This window comes from Leptotrichia sp. oral taxon 417, from assembly GCF_013394865.1.
GTDB lineage: Bacteria > Fusobacteriota > Fusobacteriia > Fusobacteriales > Leptotrichiaceae > Leptotrichia > Leptotrichia wadei_A.
Genome location: NZ_JABXYV010000001.1, coordinates 2067985 through 2084093 on the forward strand (window position 1 = coordinate 2067985; position 16109 = coordinate 2084093).

Consider the following 16109-nt stretch of genomic DNA (forward strand, 5'->3'; position numbering starts at 1 on the left):
TATACTAAGATTTATTTATAAATACATTTGCTCCACCATTTACTACAGAAAATCCATCTGAATTCACAATTGTATCTCCATTTGATTGCATATCAATATTTTCTTGAGCAACTTGTACAATATTTTTTGCTAAAATTGCTTTTTCGTTTTTAATAATTTCAGAATAACTATTAGCTATATTGTTTATATTCCCCGCACTCTCAGAAATACTGTCCGCACTTTCCGATATACTGCTAGCAGTCTGTGAAATTGAACTTGCCGCCATTGTTGACAAACTATTAGTCGCAAGCACCATATTAAAGTCCGAATCTCCAACATGATAATTCCTGTTAGCCACATCAGTAAATCTACCATTTCCATCATTATTAACCGCTCCTAAAACTATTGCATGTGTTTCATTTCCATTCGGAAAATAGAGTGCCACTCTGTCATTTGCTTCTGGTGCTGGTGTAAACCCTGTATTACTTTGACTATACGGAGTTACATATGGAAAATAACTCTTTCCTGCATACTTATCTTCAAAAGACTGCCCATTTTCTCCCAATTTTAGAAATCCTTCCGTTAAATCTAATATCATTACAGCTATATCACTTGCTTTAACTCTTTCTTTTACGTTTGCATTTTGATTTTCAGCTTTTTCTATATACTTATTAAGTGGCTTTGCTCCAATTGTTCTGCCTTCAAGATTATCTGAACTCCCATCAGTTCTTCCATGCTCACTCTTGCTCTCATCTGTTCTTGCAATATGTACTGTTCTCGCCTCTATTACTGCTCCTCTTATCTTTTCGTGTGGTATCGTAGTCTGTCTGTTTTCCAAGTGTGTATTCACATTTTAACATATTTCCTTCGTTGTATATTCTGGTTTCTATAACGTAATAGTCGTTTTCAGTTTCTTCTCCGCCTGCCCTGTTTCTAGTCTTTAATTTTATTGGGGCTGAAACGGGATATACTTCTGTTCCTGTTATTTTATACATTGTCCTTTTATTTTTCTTGCTTTTTCCATATTGGGAATATGTTGTATTCGGTGTCTGCACAGCCTGATTTTTCAAGAATCCAACTAGCACTTTATCATAATAAGGGATTACTGGCTGTCCTGTATATGAAGCCAGTCTTTTTATATATTCCCAGTCTGTTTCGTTATACTGGATTGTCATTCTTGAGACTTCTTTCATATCTTCCCCTACATTTACCAATGTTTCTCCATCATTATAATTTTTATTCACTTCCTGTGCTATATCTATATATGTAAGTGTCGGATCCTGAAATGAACGGTATCTTGGTATTCTGTCAAGAAGTATGCTCTTTGAACTGCACAATAATTCAACTGCCAACGCTCCTGCCTTTGTTTCCTTTATCCTAAGTTTGCTTATAGCTCCATTTAAGAATATTTTATCTGTAGCATTTCCTGCTTCATCCGATATGTTGCTTCTTCCTGTAACTACTATTGTCTTGTCGCCTTTTTTATCTATCAGGGCATCGTATAAACTTAACTGGTTTGGTGATGCCATTATTTTATTTTCCCAATTGTATGTTCCCCTATCTTTGAATCTATTTCAAGATTCATATCTCTCCAAAGTATCTGCTGTCCATCAATTTCTACCTTTATTCTTTCAGCTGAAAAAAATTCTACAGGCTCTTGATTATTTAAATTATTCTCCATTTTTTAACCTACCTTTTATATTTTTTATTTTAAATTAAAATTGATTTGCAATTATAACTTTTCTAACTATAAATTTTAATTATTTTTATTTAAAAATTTTTCATATTCCTTTATTCTTCCACTATAGGCTTCACTATAATTTTTTAATCCATTTGATTTTTTAACTACATCTACCCATTTTTTTATTTCTTTCAAATTTTTCTCTCTATAATAATATTTTAACAAATAATCAATTGCTCTATAATCTTTTAGCTCAGCTGCTTTTAAGTACAAATCAAAAGATTCGAGTTTATAACCTTCTTCTTCCAAAATTTGTGCTAAATATATTTGTGAATCAGTGTATTCTGCATTCGCTGCTATCCTATACCATTTTTTTGCTTCATCAATATTTCTATTTCTATGCTCAATAATTCCTATAAAAACAGCAGCTTTCTTTAAACCATTTTCATATGCTTTTTTATATTTTTCCATCCCTTTTTCTTTTTCATCCTTAAAACGATAATAAAAATCAGCTGTATACAAAATTCCTTCTTTTTTTAACTTCTCCATTTGTAAAAAATATTTTTCTGCTGTATCATAATCTTTTTTTAAAATACTTTCCTCTCCTTTTATATACAACTCAAAGAACTCTTTATCCATTCTATCTTTTGATAAACTGTATTCCAGTAAATCATTTGCTTCATCATCAAATCTAAAAATTTCTTTTGTATTTAATATTTTATCTTGCCAGTATTTCAATTTTTCATTATCTTTTTTCATATAATATATTTTTATTAAGTATAACATCGAATCCGCATCTTTGCGATTTCCAGCTTCTATAAAATATTTCTCAGCCTCATTTTTCCTATTTGTTTTATATAAAAACGTAGCAAAAGATTTATATCCTAATACATTCTCTTTATCCAATGATTTTTTGTACCATTCTTCCGCCTTTTTATAATCATTATTATCCTCAGCAATCATACCTAAAATTGTACCTGCCTTTTTATTTCCTTTTTCAAAAGCTATCTCATACCTCTTTTTCCCTTCATTTTCATCAATATGTTCATAATACATATCTGCAATTGAAACATAAGCAGTTTTGTCATATTTTGCCACTTTTAAAAAATACTTTTCTGCTTCTTTATAGTTTTCTCTGTTCAATTCATAGGCAATTCTTGCCATTAATTGAGCTTTTTGAGGATTTTTTTTGTTTTCCTGATGAAAAGAAACATCATCAATATCTTCTATTATTACTTCTTTTTCTCGATTTCCACAACTCATTAATATACAAAAAAAGATTATCAAAATAAATTTTTTCATTATAATTTTTCTCCTACAAAATAATATTAAATTTTACTTTATGATGTTTATTTAGAACAATGGTTTAGTATTGTCTTTTTCAGTCATAATAAGATACTTGTTATTTTTCATATACTCTATACTCCGTCTATATCGATTATTACTAGGATAAAAAAATTTTAAAAAGTTTCTGTGTTCTGGGACATGATGATTTATATAATCGTACACTTCATAATTCACTGTTGCTTTCTTTAATTTTTCTTTTATTATATTCCATCCTACTTTTTTAGGTTTTAATTCGCTTGACACTTCTCTAAATATATTTTTTTCTGGTTTCACCCCTTCCTTTAAACCATCCTTAGCACTTTCAAACATATTCTTTATATCATTTGGATTTGCTGAAAAATTACGGAAAAATGCCTCAGCCCCCCTTTTAGCTGATTCACTATTCTGTTCTGCCCTGCTTGATTTCTTCTCACCAAATCTTTGACTTCCAGCATTTCCCTTATTATTCCTCTTCTCATCGTATTCTTTTCTTTTATTCTCATCTCCAAGTATCTCATACGCCTCGCTGATTGTCTTAAAATTTCTTCAGTTTTCTTACCATCAGGATTCCTGTCTGGATGATATTTCATCGCTAGTTTTCTTATTTTGCCTTTATCTCTTTTGCATCAGCATCTTCTGAAACACCTAGTGTTTTATAATAATTTTCCAAATAAAACTCCTCTCCTTTCCATTTTTTAAAATTTGAAAGATTAAAACTTCTATCTATAAATTAATAGACAATCAAATAAAAAAGTTATTCACAATTAAAATATATTGCTACTATCATCTAGTTTTTTATTTTATTTATAGTTTGCAATATTAAATTTATTTTTTTAGTTTAAAGCTTGGAAGAATATAAACTTCTTTAACCCATTTATTATGTATATAATTCTTTCCAACAAATTTTTCTTCAAACCATATATCAGCATGTCCTGTAAAGCTTTTAGAATTTGGCTGTAATATAACAATTCCTGATCCTAGTAATTGACGAAATCTTCTATATAATTCAGGAGTATTAACAGAATATCTAGCAAGCCCTCCATATTTTTTTTCTAAATATCTTTTCATTCCCATAGCTGTTAATACATACAATTTACCATTTTTCCCTTTTTCATATTCATTTTCAGATAAAATAGTACCGTCTATTGTAACTCCTGCTTTATTTAAAGCCTCTGATACTCTTATTGCACATGTATTAGGGGCTGATAAATCTAGTAATCTTCTTGAATTAAATAGTTTTTTTACTAAATCTTTACTATTAATAGTCTCATATCTTGGATAATTTTTTACTATATTATACATTTTTAATTTTCTCCTTTTTCATAAGACACTTCTATTAATCCTAAATAGGCAGCATCATCTGTGTATATTTTTGCATTTTTATATAATCTTTTAGGTAAAATTTTTTTAATTTCTGTTATACTTGTTTTATCATCTAAAAGAATGTATTCTAAAAATTCTAAAGATTTCAAGGGAGTTAAATCTTTTATTTTATTGTGAGGAATATAAATTTCTTTTAAATTTTTAAAATTTTTTATTACCTCAATATCCTTAACTAAATTATTACTTATTGATAGTATTCTAATATTTTTAGAATTTTTTAATGGAGAAATATCACTTATTTTATTATTGGAAATATCAACTTCTTCTAAATTTTTAAAATTTTTTAAAATATCTATATTTTTGATGTTCTCAACTCCAGCAATGTTTAAAATTTTTAAATTAGGGGAATTATTTAATATGTTTATATTTTTAAATTCTTTCACATCAAAAATTTTAAACTTCATCAATTTAGTAAAATTATTTAACTTATTATCAAAAATACTTAAATCACTATCTACTATTTCTACAGAATCTAAATTAATTTCTTCTATTTCTAAAAAATTTTCCATTTTATTAAAGTTTTTTAATTTTTTATCTACCACTGTAATATTTTTTAAATTTTTAAACTCAATAATTTCATTAATATCAAAGGTATCTCCTCTATAAAACTCATCAATTGATATTGTTTCTATTTGTTTTTTTAGTTTAGGAGGTAAATTTTTTAAATCTTTAGATTCATAATTTTCCATACTTTTTAAATTAATAAACCATTTTAAATATTCTTTATTTTTATCGTAATTTGAAATGCAATCAATATTATAAATTTCGTTTAAATTAACATTTTCAAAAAAAATTTTTTCAATATTATTATTATTATTATATTTACAAGTTACTAAAATAGGATCTTTAAAATTTATAAAATAATTATTATTTATTTTTTTTAATATCACTAAATTATCTTTTACATTTTCTAAATCTATTCCATAATTTAAATACTTTTCTTTTAAATCTACTGTGCTATTTCTTTTTTCTAAATTCTTATTATTTATTTTTTTAGTACAATTAATAAAAAAAATTAAAATAAATAATATTATAATTCTATTTTTTATTAATATTTTTCTAATTTTCATCACTTATCTCCATTACTTTTATAATTTTTATTTTAAAGTATTATTATCTTCATTAAATCCTGTTTGTTTTAACTTTAAAATAAAAAAACCTTCTCCACTTCCAACACTAAAATCCTGATTAAAACTATCTACATACATCTTAGGAAAATACAACTCAAACGTCTTTCCTCCCCCTAAATCTGTCTGCACCATTACATCTCTAGTTGATTTTTCATCTCCGTAAGTCATCGCCCACATTGACAGTTCTTTCACATTTTCTTTATTTTGATCATATAAATTGTTTTCTCCAAAATTTCCGAGTCCTCCAAACATTCCTTTTAGGCTATTTCCTATTCCATTTGTAAACGAATTTGTCATTGGCAATGTTGAGCTTACTCCTAATACTTGAGAAACAAGTTTGCTTTTACTGCTGCATCAGCATCTTCTGAAACACCTAGTATTTTATAATAATCTGTCATATATTCTCCCTTTTCAGTTTTAATATTTCATTTTTACTTTTTAACTTAAAATCCAAAGTTAATTTTAGTTCTAATATTCTTAATAATTACCTTTTAACACTTCTACTAATACACATCTATCTTCTATATTCTTTTTAGGATATTTGTCTATATTTTCTAATATATTTTTCTTTTCTTCTTCTGGTACTAAAATATATTTTATTTTTGCTTCCCTATCAATTCCAAATGCTATCCCAAATAACTTTCTTTTTGTATAAAACCATTTTTCCCCAACTATTTCATAAGCATAATCTTTGGCTTCTCTTAATGAAGTAAAAAACTCATCTTGATTAGTAATTTCTCGCATTTTTCCATTTTCATCATCTATATAAAATTTTATGTTCCTTTCCTTAAAAATTTTATAATTTTTTTGGTAGTATTCTTTTCTGTTTGCCATATAGCGATTATTTGGACAATCGGACACATTTACTTTTACTCTTTTTGAATGATTTTTATAAAGTAAGATAACCACAATAATGGAAACAAACAATAATGTTAATTTAAAAAATTTATTCATAGTTGATTTCCTCTTTTAGTTTTTTAATATTTCCATTAGACTACATGCATTCATTTTTTGATATTTCGAAGCTTTAGAAAGTATATCTTTTTCTTTTTCTTTTGGAATATAAATTAAAATATTTTTTTCATTTTTTTCTAACCCCAACATTTTACTTAAAACAACTTTTTTAGAATCAAAAAAATTTCGTTTACTTTCACCATAACTTAGAATCATTCCTAAAGAAACTATGATATCCCAGCTACTTTTTACTTCCACCAAATTTTGGTTATCGTCTAACTTGTATAACTTTATATTTTTCTTTTTAAGTTCTTGATACGAATTAAAGTAATATTCTTTTTCTTCTTCTAATGAATTTATTTTACATTTTATATTATTTTGTTTTTCTCTAATTATAAATACAATAATTAATGAGAAAAAAATTAATACTATAGTTATACATTTTTTCATATTATATTTCCTCTTAATTCAAAAAATTTTTATATATATCTAATATTTTTATAAGAATCCGTCTTTAAAATAAATATTTATTATTGTTATTAGCATCTTTTCCTTTTCTTAATTCTGAATCTAGTTCTTTTATTATTCTTTCTATCTCTTTTTGATCAACTGATAAAGTAGATAATACATAAATTATTAATAAATCTCTTTGGTTTTCTACTTCTTTTATTTCTAAAAGCCCAAAAACAAATGAAGAAACTTTTTTTTGCATTTCTTGTAAACCTTTTTCTATAATGCTTTGAATAATTTTGGTTATTTTATTACTCTTTCTAACTTCTTTATTATATTTCCCTTCTGCCAATAAATAAGATAAATGTTCATAAACTTCTCGACCGTTTCTTACTTCTCTTAATTTATCATCATCATCTATGATTCTAAAAATTGTACCTGATCTTTTAATATATTGGTATAGTTTATAATAATAATTTCTCGTAGCATTATAAGGAAGTTTAGTTGGGTTTATATTATCTTCTATAGTTTTTACTACTTTAAATGTAATTTCTTCAACATAAGTCCTTATCATTAATGGATCTGAGCCTAAAAGATTATTTCTAAAAAAACTATCTAATTCTCTATAATGTATATAACCATACTTTAAAGCATTTTTTATTTCATTAATTTCTATTGCTGTTATTTTACCTTTTCTATTCATATGCTATAACTTCCTTTTAATTTAAATTTATATCACTTTCATTGAAAGCTGTCTGTTTTAATTCTAATTCAAAATATCCTTCTCCAGCTCTAGTATTAAATCTTTGATCAAAACCAGAAACATACATTTTAGGAAAATAAAGCTCAAACGTCTTTCCTCCTCCCAAATCTGTCTGCACCATTACATCCCTAGTTGATTTTTCATCTCCATAAGTCATTGCCCACAATGATAGCTCTTTCACATTCTGCTTATTTTGATCATATGAATTGCTTTCTCCGAAATTTCCAAGTCCTCCAAACATTCCTTTCAGGCTATTTCCTATTCCATTTGTAAACGAATTTGTCATTGGAAGTGCTGAACTTACTCCTAATACTTGAGAAACAAGTTTGCTTTTACTGCTTTCTTTTGTTTTTTTTTCGACTGATTCAGTAATTCCGCTTGATGATAAGAGGTTGCTGCTTAATGAGACTTCTGGAAGTTCTTCTCCTGCTTCATTATCTTTGTCAAATAAGTGTTTTACACTTTTATATTGGTTAAATAATGTTCCCATACCAAGTGTTCCCATTATCCCGCTGACTATCCCTTCACCTTCATCTTCAGGACTATTGTTTTCTGAAGCTGTGGGAAGTAATCTTCCTACAATTCTTAATGTTACTTGACTTTGAGAAGCACTCATTGTTTCACCATATATTGGATTTGTGCTGTAAGACACTTCTAGTATTTCATCACTTGAAAGAATTACCCCACCTTGCTGTGTCAGTCCTCCCATTGCACTTGAAATTGGATTTTTATTTTCTCCATTTGATACAAAGTTCATTGCAACACTTGGAACTGAAACGTTACCTAAACCTCCAAACGGATTATTTGATGTATTGTTATTTCCTCCAGCTATACTTACTCTAAATTTCACAATTTTTCCTCCTCTTTATTTTTTATTTAAATTTTTATTCTACTATTATTTTTCTAGGTATTATTCGTTTTTTCTCAACTTTTTTTCTTTCTGTTCCTAAATTATCTAATATTGTCAATAAATGTCTGAACATTTGTTCATTTGTATAATTTTCATCTGTCAAATTAAGTTTTGCATTTATATATGAAGTTATAACATCACGTTCTATAACCTCTTGCTGTAAACAAGTTACATAGAAATTTATATCAAAAATATCAAGATTTTCCTTTTTTGAAACTTCCTTTCCCCATAGTTTTAATACATGTGGATGAAAAGTTCCCCATTTATGTGCTGAGGAATATTTTGTATTTATAATCTCCATCAAGTTAAAATCTCTTCTCAAATCCCTGAAATTTTGATAATCATTTCTCAATTCAGCCCCTTCTCTTGTAATAAATCTTGTTATCTCAATTTCATCTTCATTAACATTTTCACCAAGCTCCAGCACAAAACGTCCTTCCCTTACATAATATTTTCTTTCTTCTATATCTGACACTAATTTAAGTTTTAATATATACCGTTCCTCTTGTTTTGGCATATCAAATATATAATCTTCCTTCATCCAAAAAAGTTCCCCATTGCATTTTGCCATTCCCTTTGTAATTATAACTATTCTTTCACTATAATTAGGTATTAAGTCAAATCCTTTTATTATTCCATTACTTTTATCAGAATACATCAAGCTTAACACTTCAAGCGGGTTATCCCTTAATAAATCCAAATTTTCTTTTTCCAGCACATTTCCTTTTTTAAAAACTGGATATTTATTTATAAACATTATTTTTGTAATTTCTTCCTATAAAAATAAAAGGAGATAGACGGGATTGTCTACCTCCTTGTGTTACATTATGCTTCCTGAGCAGCATATCCACCTTCAATTGCAACTTCTTTAACTTTCTCTTTTTTCTGTTTGATTTTCAATGAGAATGTTCCAGTTCCTGCCTGATTTCCATAGACCTCTTCGTAATCGACAACAAACGCATTTGTCATATCAATTTTTCTCACCATTTGTCCTGCGGATATTACCTCTAATGATACAGTTCTGTATGCATCGCTTGACTCAGCAGGTACTAATGACCATTGAGCAACTTTTCTTGTATCGTCTTCAGCATCTCCATTTGTAACTGCCAAAATTTCCCCTTTGATTTCAAGAATAATTCCTAAATCAGTTGTCCTTGCATTTGAATCATAAGGTGATTCTGAAAGAAATTTAACATCCAAGATGTTTTCCTTTTCTAATAAAATTTCTTCTCCTTGTCCTTTTACGTTCTAAATTGCAAATTTTTGAAATTTGATTTTAATTTCTAACTTTTATTTACTAACAACCTTCACACTTTTACCATAAAACGCTATCCCAATCTTCAAAATATTCTTTATCCCTCTAGCCTTCAACCTTGTATCATACTTTTTCTTATCTATCTGCTTCAAAGCCTCTTCTGCCTTTGCTCTCATTCCTTTTTCAGTCTTTGAAATTTTAAATTCCATAAGATATGCCTTCTCATTGCTTTTTATTGGTATCATCGCTAAATCATATCTTCCATATCCGCTCTCATTATTTGAGATAATTTCATATCTTCCCATAAGAAATCCTACAAGCCCTATCATAAATACCTGATAAATTTTTTCCATTTCACTGTCCAAATCAAAATGGCTTAACATGTTTATCATTATTTCACTCAATGTTTTCTCAAATTTTCTAATATCTCCATTTTCAAGAGCTTTTATTAAAGTATTTGTCTTTACTTCTGTTCCAAAAAATCTATTCAAAAATAAATCTCCAAAATAACTTCTTATTTCTCTGTTCGGTATTTTTAAATTATAAGTATTTTTGGATTCTATTCTTTCTGCCTGTTTTTCAGCTTTTGTCAAATATCCACTATATAAAAATAACTGCCAAATCTCATCATCATTACTCAAAAGACTTTTTATTGTAGTCCCATCCGAAATATATTTTTCAATGCTTTCTCCGTCAGTAAATTTCTTTAAATCAGTATAAACACTTTCTCCAACATTATCAAGCATATTTCCCAAAAGCATATTTCCAGAAACATTTGCCCAGTATGATTTTATTTCTTTTTCTCTTAAATAATTGACAATAGACCATGGATTGTATATTTGCTCATTTCCAAAAAGATATCCATTGTACCAGCTTCTTACTTCTTCAATTTTATATTTCATATTAAAGTAATCAAGCATTTCAATTACTTCGCTTTCCAAAAGCCCAAAGTATTCTGCATAATTTTTGCTAAGTACAGTATTCACATAAAGATTGTTTAAGCCTGAAAAAATTCCTTCCTTTATAATCCTTGTTATTCCCGTAAGAATGCCATATTTCAATGAATCATTTGTCTTTAATGCAGAACTATAAAATACTTGAAAAAATTCTATCGCTTCATTGTAATAACCTTTATCAAAAGCATTTATTATTGGAGAATCATACTCATCTATCAAAACTATTACTTTTTTCCCATAATATTCACAAAGAAAATCAGACAAAAGTTCCAGTGAAGTATTGAGATCAATATCATTTTTTCTATTTTTAATGGAATTATATATCTCTTTATCATCTTCATCCATCTTGTCTGTAATATATTGAAATTCACGATAAAGTTTTGAAATTACTTTTTTTATTTCTAAACGACACATTTCCCAGGTATCCGCTTTCAAATCCTTTAACGAAATAAATATTACAGGATATTTTCCTTGTTCACTCATATATTTACTATCAGATATTTTTAAATTTTCAAAAAGTGTTTTATTCTCATCTTTATTTTTGAAATCAAAAAAATATTTAATCATTGACATATTAAGCGTTTTTCCAAATCTTCTTGGTCTTGTAAAAAGTGTTACAGGAGTTCTATTTTCAAGCATTTTTTCTATTAATAATGATTTATCCACATAATAATATCCATCTTTTATTATTCTTTCAAAGTTTTCTACCCCTACTGGAACTGCCTTTTTATTCATAAATTTTTTCCTTTCTTAGTAAACAAAAAACGATTAAATCCAAAAAAAAGAAACAATAAAACATACTATAATATACAACAAAAAAAGAAAAGGACAACACTTAAAAATTATTTAATCTAAATAAGTTACATTCTAAAATATCATAAATTGCAATATTAATTGCGACATTTCATCTCTTTATAAATTTTTATTTTTACAATATTCAATTATAATTTTTTATCATTAAAATATCTTACAGTAAATTCATATTTAAGAAACTCATCCACTCTTGGATTATTCTTTATACTTCTAAGATATTGATAAAGATGTTCTGTTTCATCCTCATTTAAAAAATCATTGCAACAGTTATGAAGCGAAGATAACTGGTAATCTTTCATTGTTAATACCAAATCTGCAATTGCTCTTGGAAAATTAGCAATATACACTTCCCTTTTGCTTGGATAATCTATTATTCTTTTCTTTATTCCAGAATTTCCTAAAACATTTGTCGTGTTATACAGATTTATTGCCTTGCCTTTATCATAAGAAAATAAATAAGTCCTTGGATGCCAGTCAGCAGTATTTCTATTTTCATCAGGAATATTCAATGCTTCCCATCCAGATATATAACTTGTTGAAGAATTTTTTAGTATTATTCTTTCATATAATTTCATTATTCTCCTATTCTTTATGATAACTATTTTAATTCCATTATCATTACATTATAGCCACTTTCAGAAATAAAATTATCTATTTTAGAAAATCCAAAATTTTGGTAAAAATTCAAGATTTTTTCATTATTTTGACATTCAATCCAAATAAATTTTACTCTAATTTTCTGTCTAATTTCTAACAATAACTCATACGCAATTTTTAAAGAAAACGTAGTAAATTTCATTATTCTCCTTTCTTTTCAGAAGTTTCTTCAAAAAATTTTTTAATATCATTCCCCTTAATAAATTCATATTCTACATCTATATCTAGCGGTTTATTATTTTTTGCATTTTCAATAGCTTCTAAAAATGATGAAACTTTTTCCTCTGTATCAAATTTTAATTCTGTTGTAAAACTTGAAGTTGCCATTCTTATCATCTCTTTTAAATTTCTATTTTTACAATAATATTATATCACATCTAATAGTTTTTTCAATCTGAATTTTTTAAGACTAGATTAATATTCTATTGTCATTGTCCTTACATATTTTATTCCTTGCTGTCCTTTTCTCTCCTCATTTCAGATTCTGAAAAAGTTTCACTGTTACTATTCTTAGTTTCTTGTATTTTTGTATTTTCTGTTTCTTGTGATTTATTTTCTTCGGTATCTTTCGTATCATTTTTTTTTATTGCCCATAAATTTTTTAATTCCATCGCTGGCTATATTTTTTACTTTTCTGCCTGAAGCAATCGGATCAAAGTCCATTGTCATTACTTTTATTACTTTTCCTGCATTTTCAGCAGCCGAACTAGTCAGATTTCCAGGATATTTCCCTATTTTAGAGCCTATTTTTGCACCTGTCTTCATACCTGCTATTGCTCCTGCTCCTCCAGTAGACACCCCCAGCTTCGGCACCCAGTCCGCCAACTGCCGTACTTCCCAATAAAGATGTAATCCCTCCTACGGCTGAGCCTCCTGCACTAACAACATTTCCATTAAAATAGTTGCCAGTAAATTGCCAATAAATTTTTAATGTATTGAAATAAATAGAAACAGATTAAGACAGGATAAAACTGCAAAGTACTATAAATAAAAGAAAAAAGTGCAATTCAGCATAAACACTGATTTGCACTATATATCACATTTTTAACTATTCTAATGGTGCCCACGCATAGTTATTCCGCTAAAAATGGATATTTGAAAGATAAAAGTTGTCAGTAAGTTGCCAGTAATATTCAGTTACTTTTTTAAAATTTTTTTTCATAAAAACTTCAAATTCTTACTATAATTTAAATTTTTTATAGTAAATCTATTTTAAAATTTTAAGTTATATTTTATTTCAAAATAAAAATAAAATTATTCTAAATTACAACGTAATTTCAAATATTTTAGTAAAAGACTAATTACAGATTTCTAAACAACAAACTTATGAAAATTTTAAAAATATATAAAAATATGTGATAAATATTACAAATTAATAATAAATATAAATAATTATAAAAGCATAAAAATAGATATAATAAAATTATTTTTTTGAATAAAAATCAATACAATGTATTTAAAATTTTATAATTATTTCTTGCGTTTGTCCTGTAGATTCTATTATTTAAATGAAAAAAATTTATAAATATGCTATAATTAAGAAAATATAAAATTTTATAATTATCAAATTAAGGAGGATTTTTATGTCAAAAAGACAAGTTTTTTTTAGTTTTCATTACACTAATGATAATTGGAGAGCAGGACAAATTCGTAATATGGGAAAAGTAGATAGAAGTTCTACTTTTTCAGATAATGATTGGGAGGAAGTAAAAGAAAAAACGGACAATAAAATTAAAGAATGGATTGACAAACAACTAAATCTACGTTCTTGTTTAGTTGTTTTAATAGGACAAAAAACCGCAAACAGAAAATGGATAAATTACGAAATTAAAAGAGCTTATGAATTGAACAAAGGAATTGTTGGTATTTATATTCATAAACTAGAAAACTCTTCAGGTATACAAGATAAAAAAGGAAATAATCCTTTTGATTATATTCCATTAAATAAAAATGATGAAAAACTTTCTAAATACGTCAAATGTTTTGATTCAATTTATCCTTTTAGTAAAGATGTATACAATGATATAAAAAATAACATTGAAAATTTAATTGAAGATTGCATTAAGAATAAACCTTCAACTTGGTAAAATTGATGAAAGAGGAAGAGAGAAATTCTCTTTTCCTTACTGTCTAATTATTGTATAATCAAAATTTTTTATTTCCTTTTTATTCTATTTATCTATTTGCTTTCTCAACTAATCTAAAAATTTAATTATTCTCTTCTTCCTCTTAATTTTAATAGTAACATCATACTCCTCATATAATATATTTGTAGTTTTTTACATCCCTCTTCAAGAATCTTGTAATATACTATTATTATGATACTGTGGATTAGTTAATCTCCTCCTTATTATTAAGTTTATTTATTATTTTTATTATTTCCTCAACATTAGTATCTCCATCAAAAAATTCAGTAATATATTTCGTTTTTTCTTTACCTATTACACTATTAATCTTATCACTATTTTTAAAATATAATTCTTCAGCCATATAACCTGTAAATGCTAAAGGTATATTCACTATTTCATAAGATTCCGCAATAGCGTATTCTTTTTCTACACCATCTGCATTTAAAATTTTTCCATTTTTTTTCTTATTTCCAAATATATAAATTGCAATTCCACATTGAGAAATCATTTCTTTCCTATATTTTTCCCAAGTATCTTTTAAATTTTTATTATCAATTGCACTTAATGGAAATGGCATTAATTTTAAACGATTTTCAATATTTATTTCTCTGTGATCATAACAATACTCAGTAATTCCATTTATGACATAAGTTCCTACTCCTAAACCATATCCATTAACAATTTTATATCCATTTTTTACCAATTCAAATGATAATTTTCGAATGAAATCTTGAGCTTTTTTTTCATCCATTGGAATGTATTTTTCTGCACTACCTGAAATAAAAACTGTTTTTCTCCTATATTTATTTAACAATGTTCTTAATATATCTGTTATCTCACTATAATTATCAATTAAATATACTTTTATACCATATCTATTTAAATCATTTATTTGTAAATCTTGCTTTATCAAAGAGTACTCGTAATCTCTAATAGCAATTTTATATTTTTCTTGTTCACTATAGTCATCTCTATTTGGCTTAGAAATTTTTTTTAATATACAATAATGTGCTCTACTACTATCTCCTAATAATACTCGCATTTTACTTATCACAAAATTAAAATTTGGATCACTAAAACTAAATCCTAAAAATAAAAATGTTTTTGTTAACAAATTACCTTCTAAAACATCCCTAAATAATTTCCTGCTATTAATTCCGTATTCTTCGTAGTCATCTTTTGTTATTACAGCTTTAGCAGGACTATGAATATCTCCATGCATTTTATACACTATAGAATCATAATTCTTAAATGACAATTGTAAATCCTTATCACTTTTTCTAACAGATACTTTTTTATTATTATTTTTTAAAGCATCTTCAATTAAAGTATCGTAATTTGTCGTCCAATAAGTTGAGATTGGAAGTTGTGACAATAATTTATGATTTTCCGTTGGTTTCACATTTGTTGGAAATTTAGTTGTTAACAACTCATCAATTGCATTTCTTTTTTTAACATTACAATAAAACTGAGCTAACGAAATTAAATCATGACTTTCTCTTTCTATATCCAAGTCAATCTCTTTAGCTGCTTCAGATAGTAAATCTTGCCAAGAACAATACCCCGCATCAATTGAAAGCCCTGCTCCAGCAAAAATTGCTAATTCACCGCTCTCTAATGCTTGTTCAATAACTTTTATTAATTCTTTTTTCTTTAAAATATTTCCCATTTTTTCCCTTTCTTATAATAAATTTTATAACTATCAATTTTATATTTTTAATAC

At 26.5% G+C, this 16109-nt stretch carries 23 protein-coding genes; 1 reads left to right on the forward strand and 22 read right to left on the reverse strand.

What is annotated here, in order from left to right:
• Positions 1-4: 4 nt before the first annotated feature.
• The 21 genes from HW276_RS11870 to HW276_RS09545 form a co-directional block, all read right to left on the reverse strand.
• Positions 5-817 carry a phage baseplate assembly protein V gene (locus tag HW276_RS11870; protein ID WP_255460434.1) on the reverse strand — a complete coding sequence of 271 codons (813 nt, stop codon included), beginning with the start codon at positions 815-817 and terminating at the stop codon, positions 5-7.
• On the reverse strand, positions 729-1508 hold the full coding sequence (locus tag HW276_RS11875) for a hypothetical protein (protein WP_255460435.1): 780 nt from the start codon (positions 1506-1508) through the stop codon (positions 729-731). Before HW276_RS11875 ends, HW276_RS11870 begins: the two co-directional genes overlap by 89 nt.
• Positions 1508-1660, reverse strand: coding sequence for a hypothetical protein (locus HW276_RS11880; protein ID WP_255460436.1), 153 nt, complete (start codon positions 1658-1660; stop codon positions 1508-1510). The genes HW276_RS11875 and HW276_RS11880 overlap by 1 nt, the downstream gene beginning before the upstream one ends.
• Positions 1661-1735: 75 nt before the next feature.
• On the reverse strand, positions 1736-2962 hold the full coding sequence (locus HW276_RS09460; protein WP_178938281.1) for a sel1 repeat family protein: 1227 nt from the start codon (positions 2960-2962) through the stop codon (positions 1736-1738).
• A 51-nt stretch (positions 2963-3013) separates the two neighbouring features.
• Positions 3014-3280 carry a hypothetical protein gene (locus HW276_RS09465; protein WP_178936919.1) on the reverse strand — a complete coding sequence of 89 codons (267 nt, stop codon included), beginning with the start codon at positions 3278-3280 and terminating at the stop codon, positions 3014-3016.
• 41 nt (positions 3281-3321) lie between these two features.
• On the reverse strand, positions 3322-3576 hold the full coding sequence (locus HW276_RS09470; RefSeq protein ID WP_255460437.1) for a hypothetical protein: 255 nt from the start codon (positions 3574-3576) through the stop codon (positions 3322-3324).
• A gap of 235 nt (positions 3577-3811) precedes the next feature.
• On the reverse strand, positions 3812-4288 hold the full coding sequence (locus HW276_RS09475) for a T6SS effector amidase Tae4 family protein (protein ID WP_178938282.1): 477 nt from the start codon (positions 4286-4288) through the stop codon (positions 3812-3814).
• A gap of 2 nt (positions 4289-4290) precedes the next feature.
• Complete coding sequence (locus tag HW276_RS09480; protein ID WP_178938283.1) at positions 4291-5439, reverse strand: leucine-rich repeat domain-containing protein; 1149 nt, start codon at positions 5437-5439, stop codon at positions 4291-4293.
• Between the two features lie 27 nt (positions 5440-5466).
• On the reverse strand, positions 5467-5802 hold the full coding sequence (locus HW276_RS09485; RefSeq protein ID WP_255460438.1) for a hypothetical protein: 336 nt from the start codon (positions 5800-5802) through the stop codon (positions 5467-5469).
• A 174-nt stretch (positions 5803-5976) separates the two neighbouring features.
• Positions 5977-6453: a phage head-tail adapter protein gene (locus HW276_RS09490; protein ID WP_178938284.1), complete on the reverse strand. Its 477-nt coding sequence runs from the start codon at positions 6451-6453 to the stop codon at positions 5977-5979.
• Between the two features lie 15 nt (positions 6454-6468).
• Complete coding sequence (locus tag HW276_RS09495; RefSeq protein ID WP_018499355.1) at positions 6469-6903, reverse strand: hypothetical protein; 435 nt, start codon at positions 6901-6903, stop codon at positions 6469-6471.
• A 64-nt stretch (positions 6904-6967) separates the two neighbouring features.
• The gene (locus HW276_RS09500) at positions 6968-7606 is read right to left on the reverse strand and encodes a hypothetical protein (protein WP_178938285.1); all 639 of its coding nucleotides are present in this window, start codon (positions 7604-7606) and stop codon (positions 6968-6970) included.
• Between the two features lie 16 nt (positions 7607-7622).
• Positions 7623-8516, reverse strand: coding sequence for a hypothetical protein (locus HW276_RS09505; protein WP_178938286.1), 894 nt, complete (start codon positions 8514-8516; stop codon positions 7623-7625).
• Between the two features lie 34 nt (positions 8517-8550).
• Complete coding sequence (locus HW276_RS09510; RefSeq protein WP_178938287.1) at positions 8551-9333, reverse strand: hypothetical protein; 783 nt, start codon at positions 9331-9333, stop codon at positions 8551-8553.
• 68 nt (positions 9334-9401) lie between these two features.
• Positions 9402-9776 (reverse strand): hypothetical protein, encoded by a 375-nt coding sequence (locus tag HW276_RS09515; protein WP_218975008.1) that lies wholly within the window; start codon positions 9774-9776, stop codon positions 9402-9404.
• 90 nt (positions 9777-9866) lie between these two features.
• Positions 9867-11522, reverse strand: coding sequence for an AAA family ATPase (locus HW276_RS09520; protein WP_178938288.1), 1656 nt, complete (start codon positions 11520-11522; stop codon positions 9867-9869).
• 206 nt (positions 11523-11728) lie between these two features.
• On the reverse strand, positions 11729-12175 hold the full coding sequence (locus tag HW276_RS09525) for a hypothetical protein (protein WP_178938289.1): 447 nt from the start codon (positions 12173-12175) through the stop codon (positions 11729-11731).
• A gap of 23 nt (positions 12176-12198) precedes the next feature.
• Positions 12199-12399, reverse strand: a complete 201-nt coding sequence (locus tag HW276_RS09530) for a hypothetical protein (RefSeq protein WP_060918586.1) — start codon at positions 12397-12399, stop codon at positions 12199-12201.
• The gene (locus HW276_RS09535) at positions 12399-12584 is read right to left on the reverse strand and encodes a hypothetical protein (protein WP_146964583.1); all 186 of its coding nucleotides are present in this window, start codon (positions 12582-12584) and stop codon (positions 12399-12401) included. Before HW276_RS09535 ends, HW276_RS09530 begins: the two co-directional genes overlap by 1 nt.
• A 119-nt stretch (positions 12585-12703) precedes the next feature.
• A complete protein-coding gene (locus HW276_RS09540) occupies positions 12704-12868 on the reverse strand; it encodes a hypothetical protein (RefSeq protein ID WP_178938290.1) in 165 nt (54 codons plus the stop codon).
• Positions 12831-13082: a hypothetical protein gene (locus HW276_RS09545; RefSeq protein WP_178938291.1), complete on the reverse strand. Its 252-nt coding sequence runs from the start codon at positions 13080-13082 to the stop codon at positions 12831-12833. The genes HW276_RS09540 and HW276_RS09545 overlap by 38 nt, the downstream gene beginning before the upstream one ends.
• 758 nt (positions 13083-13840) lie before the next feature.
• Between HW276_RS09545 and HW276_RS09550 the strand changes: the two genes are divergently transcribed.
• Entirely contained in the window at positions 13841-14344 is a 504-nt protein-coding gene (locus tag HW276_RS09550; protein ID WP_021747219.1) for a TIR domain-containing protein, read from the forward strand.
• A 244-nt stretch (positions 14345-14588) separates the two neighbouring features.
• On the opposite strand, the gene HW276_RS09555 is transcribed toward HW276_RS09550, so the two are convergent.
• Positions 14589-16055, reverse strand: a complete 1467-nt coding sequence (locus tag HW276_RS09555; protein ID WP_021747218.1) for an SIR2 family protein — start codon at positions 16053-16055, stop codon at positions 14589-14591.
• Positions 16056-16109 lie beyond the last annotated feature (54 nt).

Coding starts and splice junctions, on each gene's coding strand:
- HW276_RS09475 (WP_178938282.1), bottom strand. CDS start 4,288: ATGTATAATATAGTAAAAAATTATCCAAGATATGAGACTATTAATAGT.
- HW276_RS11875 (WP_255460435.1), bottom strand. CDS start 1,508: ATGGCATCACCAAACCAGTTAAGTTTATACGATGCCCTGATAGATAAA.
- HW276_RS09510 (WP_178938287.1), bottom strand. CDS start 9,333: ATGTTTATAAATAAATATCCAGTTTTTAAAAAAGGAAATGTGCTGGAA.
- HW276_RS09500 (WP_178938285.1), bottom strand. CDS start 7,606: ATGAATAGAAAAGGTAAAATAACAGCAATAGAAATTAATGAAATAAAA.
- HW276_RS09460 (WP_178938281.1), bottom strand. CDS start 2,962: ATGAAAAAATTTATTTTGATAATCTTTTTTTGTATATTAATGAGTTGT.
- HW276_RS09540 (WP_178938290.1), bottom strand. CDS start 12,868: ATGGAATTAAAAAATTTATGGGCAATAAAAAAAAATGATACGAAAGAT.
- HW276_RS09535 (WP_146964583.1), bottom strand. CDS start 12,584: ATGGCAACTTCAAGTTTTACAACAGAATTAAAATTTGATACAGAGGAA.
- HW276_RS09530 (WP_060918586.1), bottom strand. CDS start 12,399: ATGAAATTTACTACGTTTTCTTTAAAAATTGCGTATGAGTTATTGTTA.
- HW276_RS09550 (WP_021747219.1), top strand. CDS start 13,841: ATGTCAAAAAGACAAGTTTTTTTTAGTTTTCATTACACTAATGATAAT.
- HW276_RS09520 (WP_178938288.1), bottom strand. CDS start 11,522: ATGAATAAAAAGGCAGTTCCAGTAGGGGTAGAAAACTTTGAAAGAATA.
- HW276_RS09470 (WP_255460437.1), bottom strand. CDS start 3,576: ATGAAATATCATCCAGACAGGAATCCTGATGGTAAGAAAACTGAAGAA.
- HW276_RS11880 (WP_255460436.1), bottom strand. CDS start 1,660: ATGGAGAATAATTTAAATAATCAAGAGCCTGTAGAATTTTTTTCAGCT.
- HW276_RS09555 (WP_021747218.1), bottom strand. CDS start 16,055: ATGGGAAATATTTTAAAGAAAAAAGAATTAATAAAAGTTATTGAACAA.
- HW276_RS09480 (WP_178938283.1), bottom strand. CDS start 5,439: ATGAAAATTAGAAAAATATTAATAAAAAATAGAATTATAATATTATTT.
- HW276_RS09495 (WP_018499355.1), bottom strand. CDS start 6,903: ATGAAAAAATGTATAACTATAGTATTAATTTTTTTCTCATTAATTATT.
- HW276_RS09525 (WP_178938289.1), bottom strand. CDS start 12,175: ATGAAATTATATGAAAGAATAATACTAAAAAATTCTTCAACAAGTTAT.
- HW276_RS09490 (WP_178938284.1), bottom strand. CDS start 6,453: ATGAATAAATTTTTTAAATTAACATTATTGTTTGTTTCCATTATTGTG.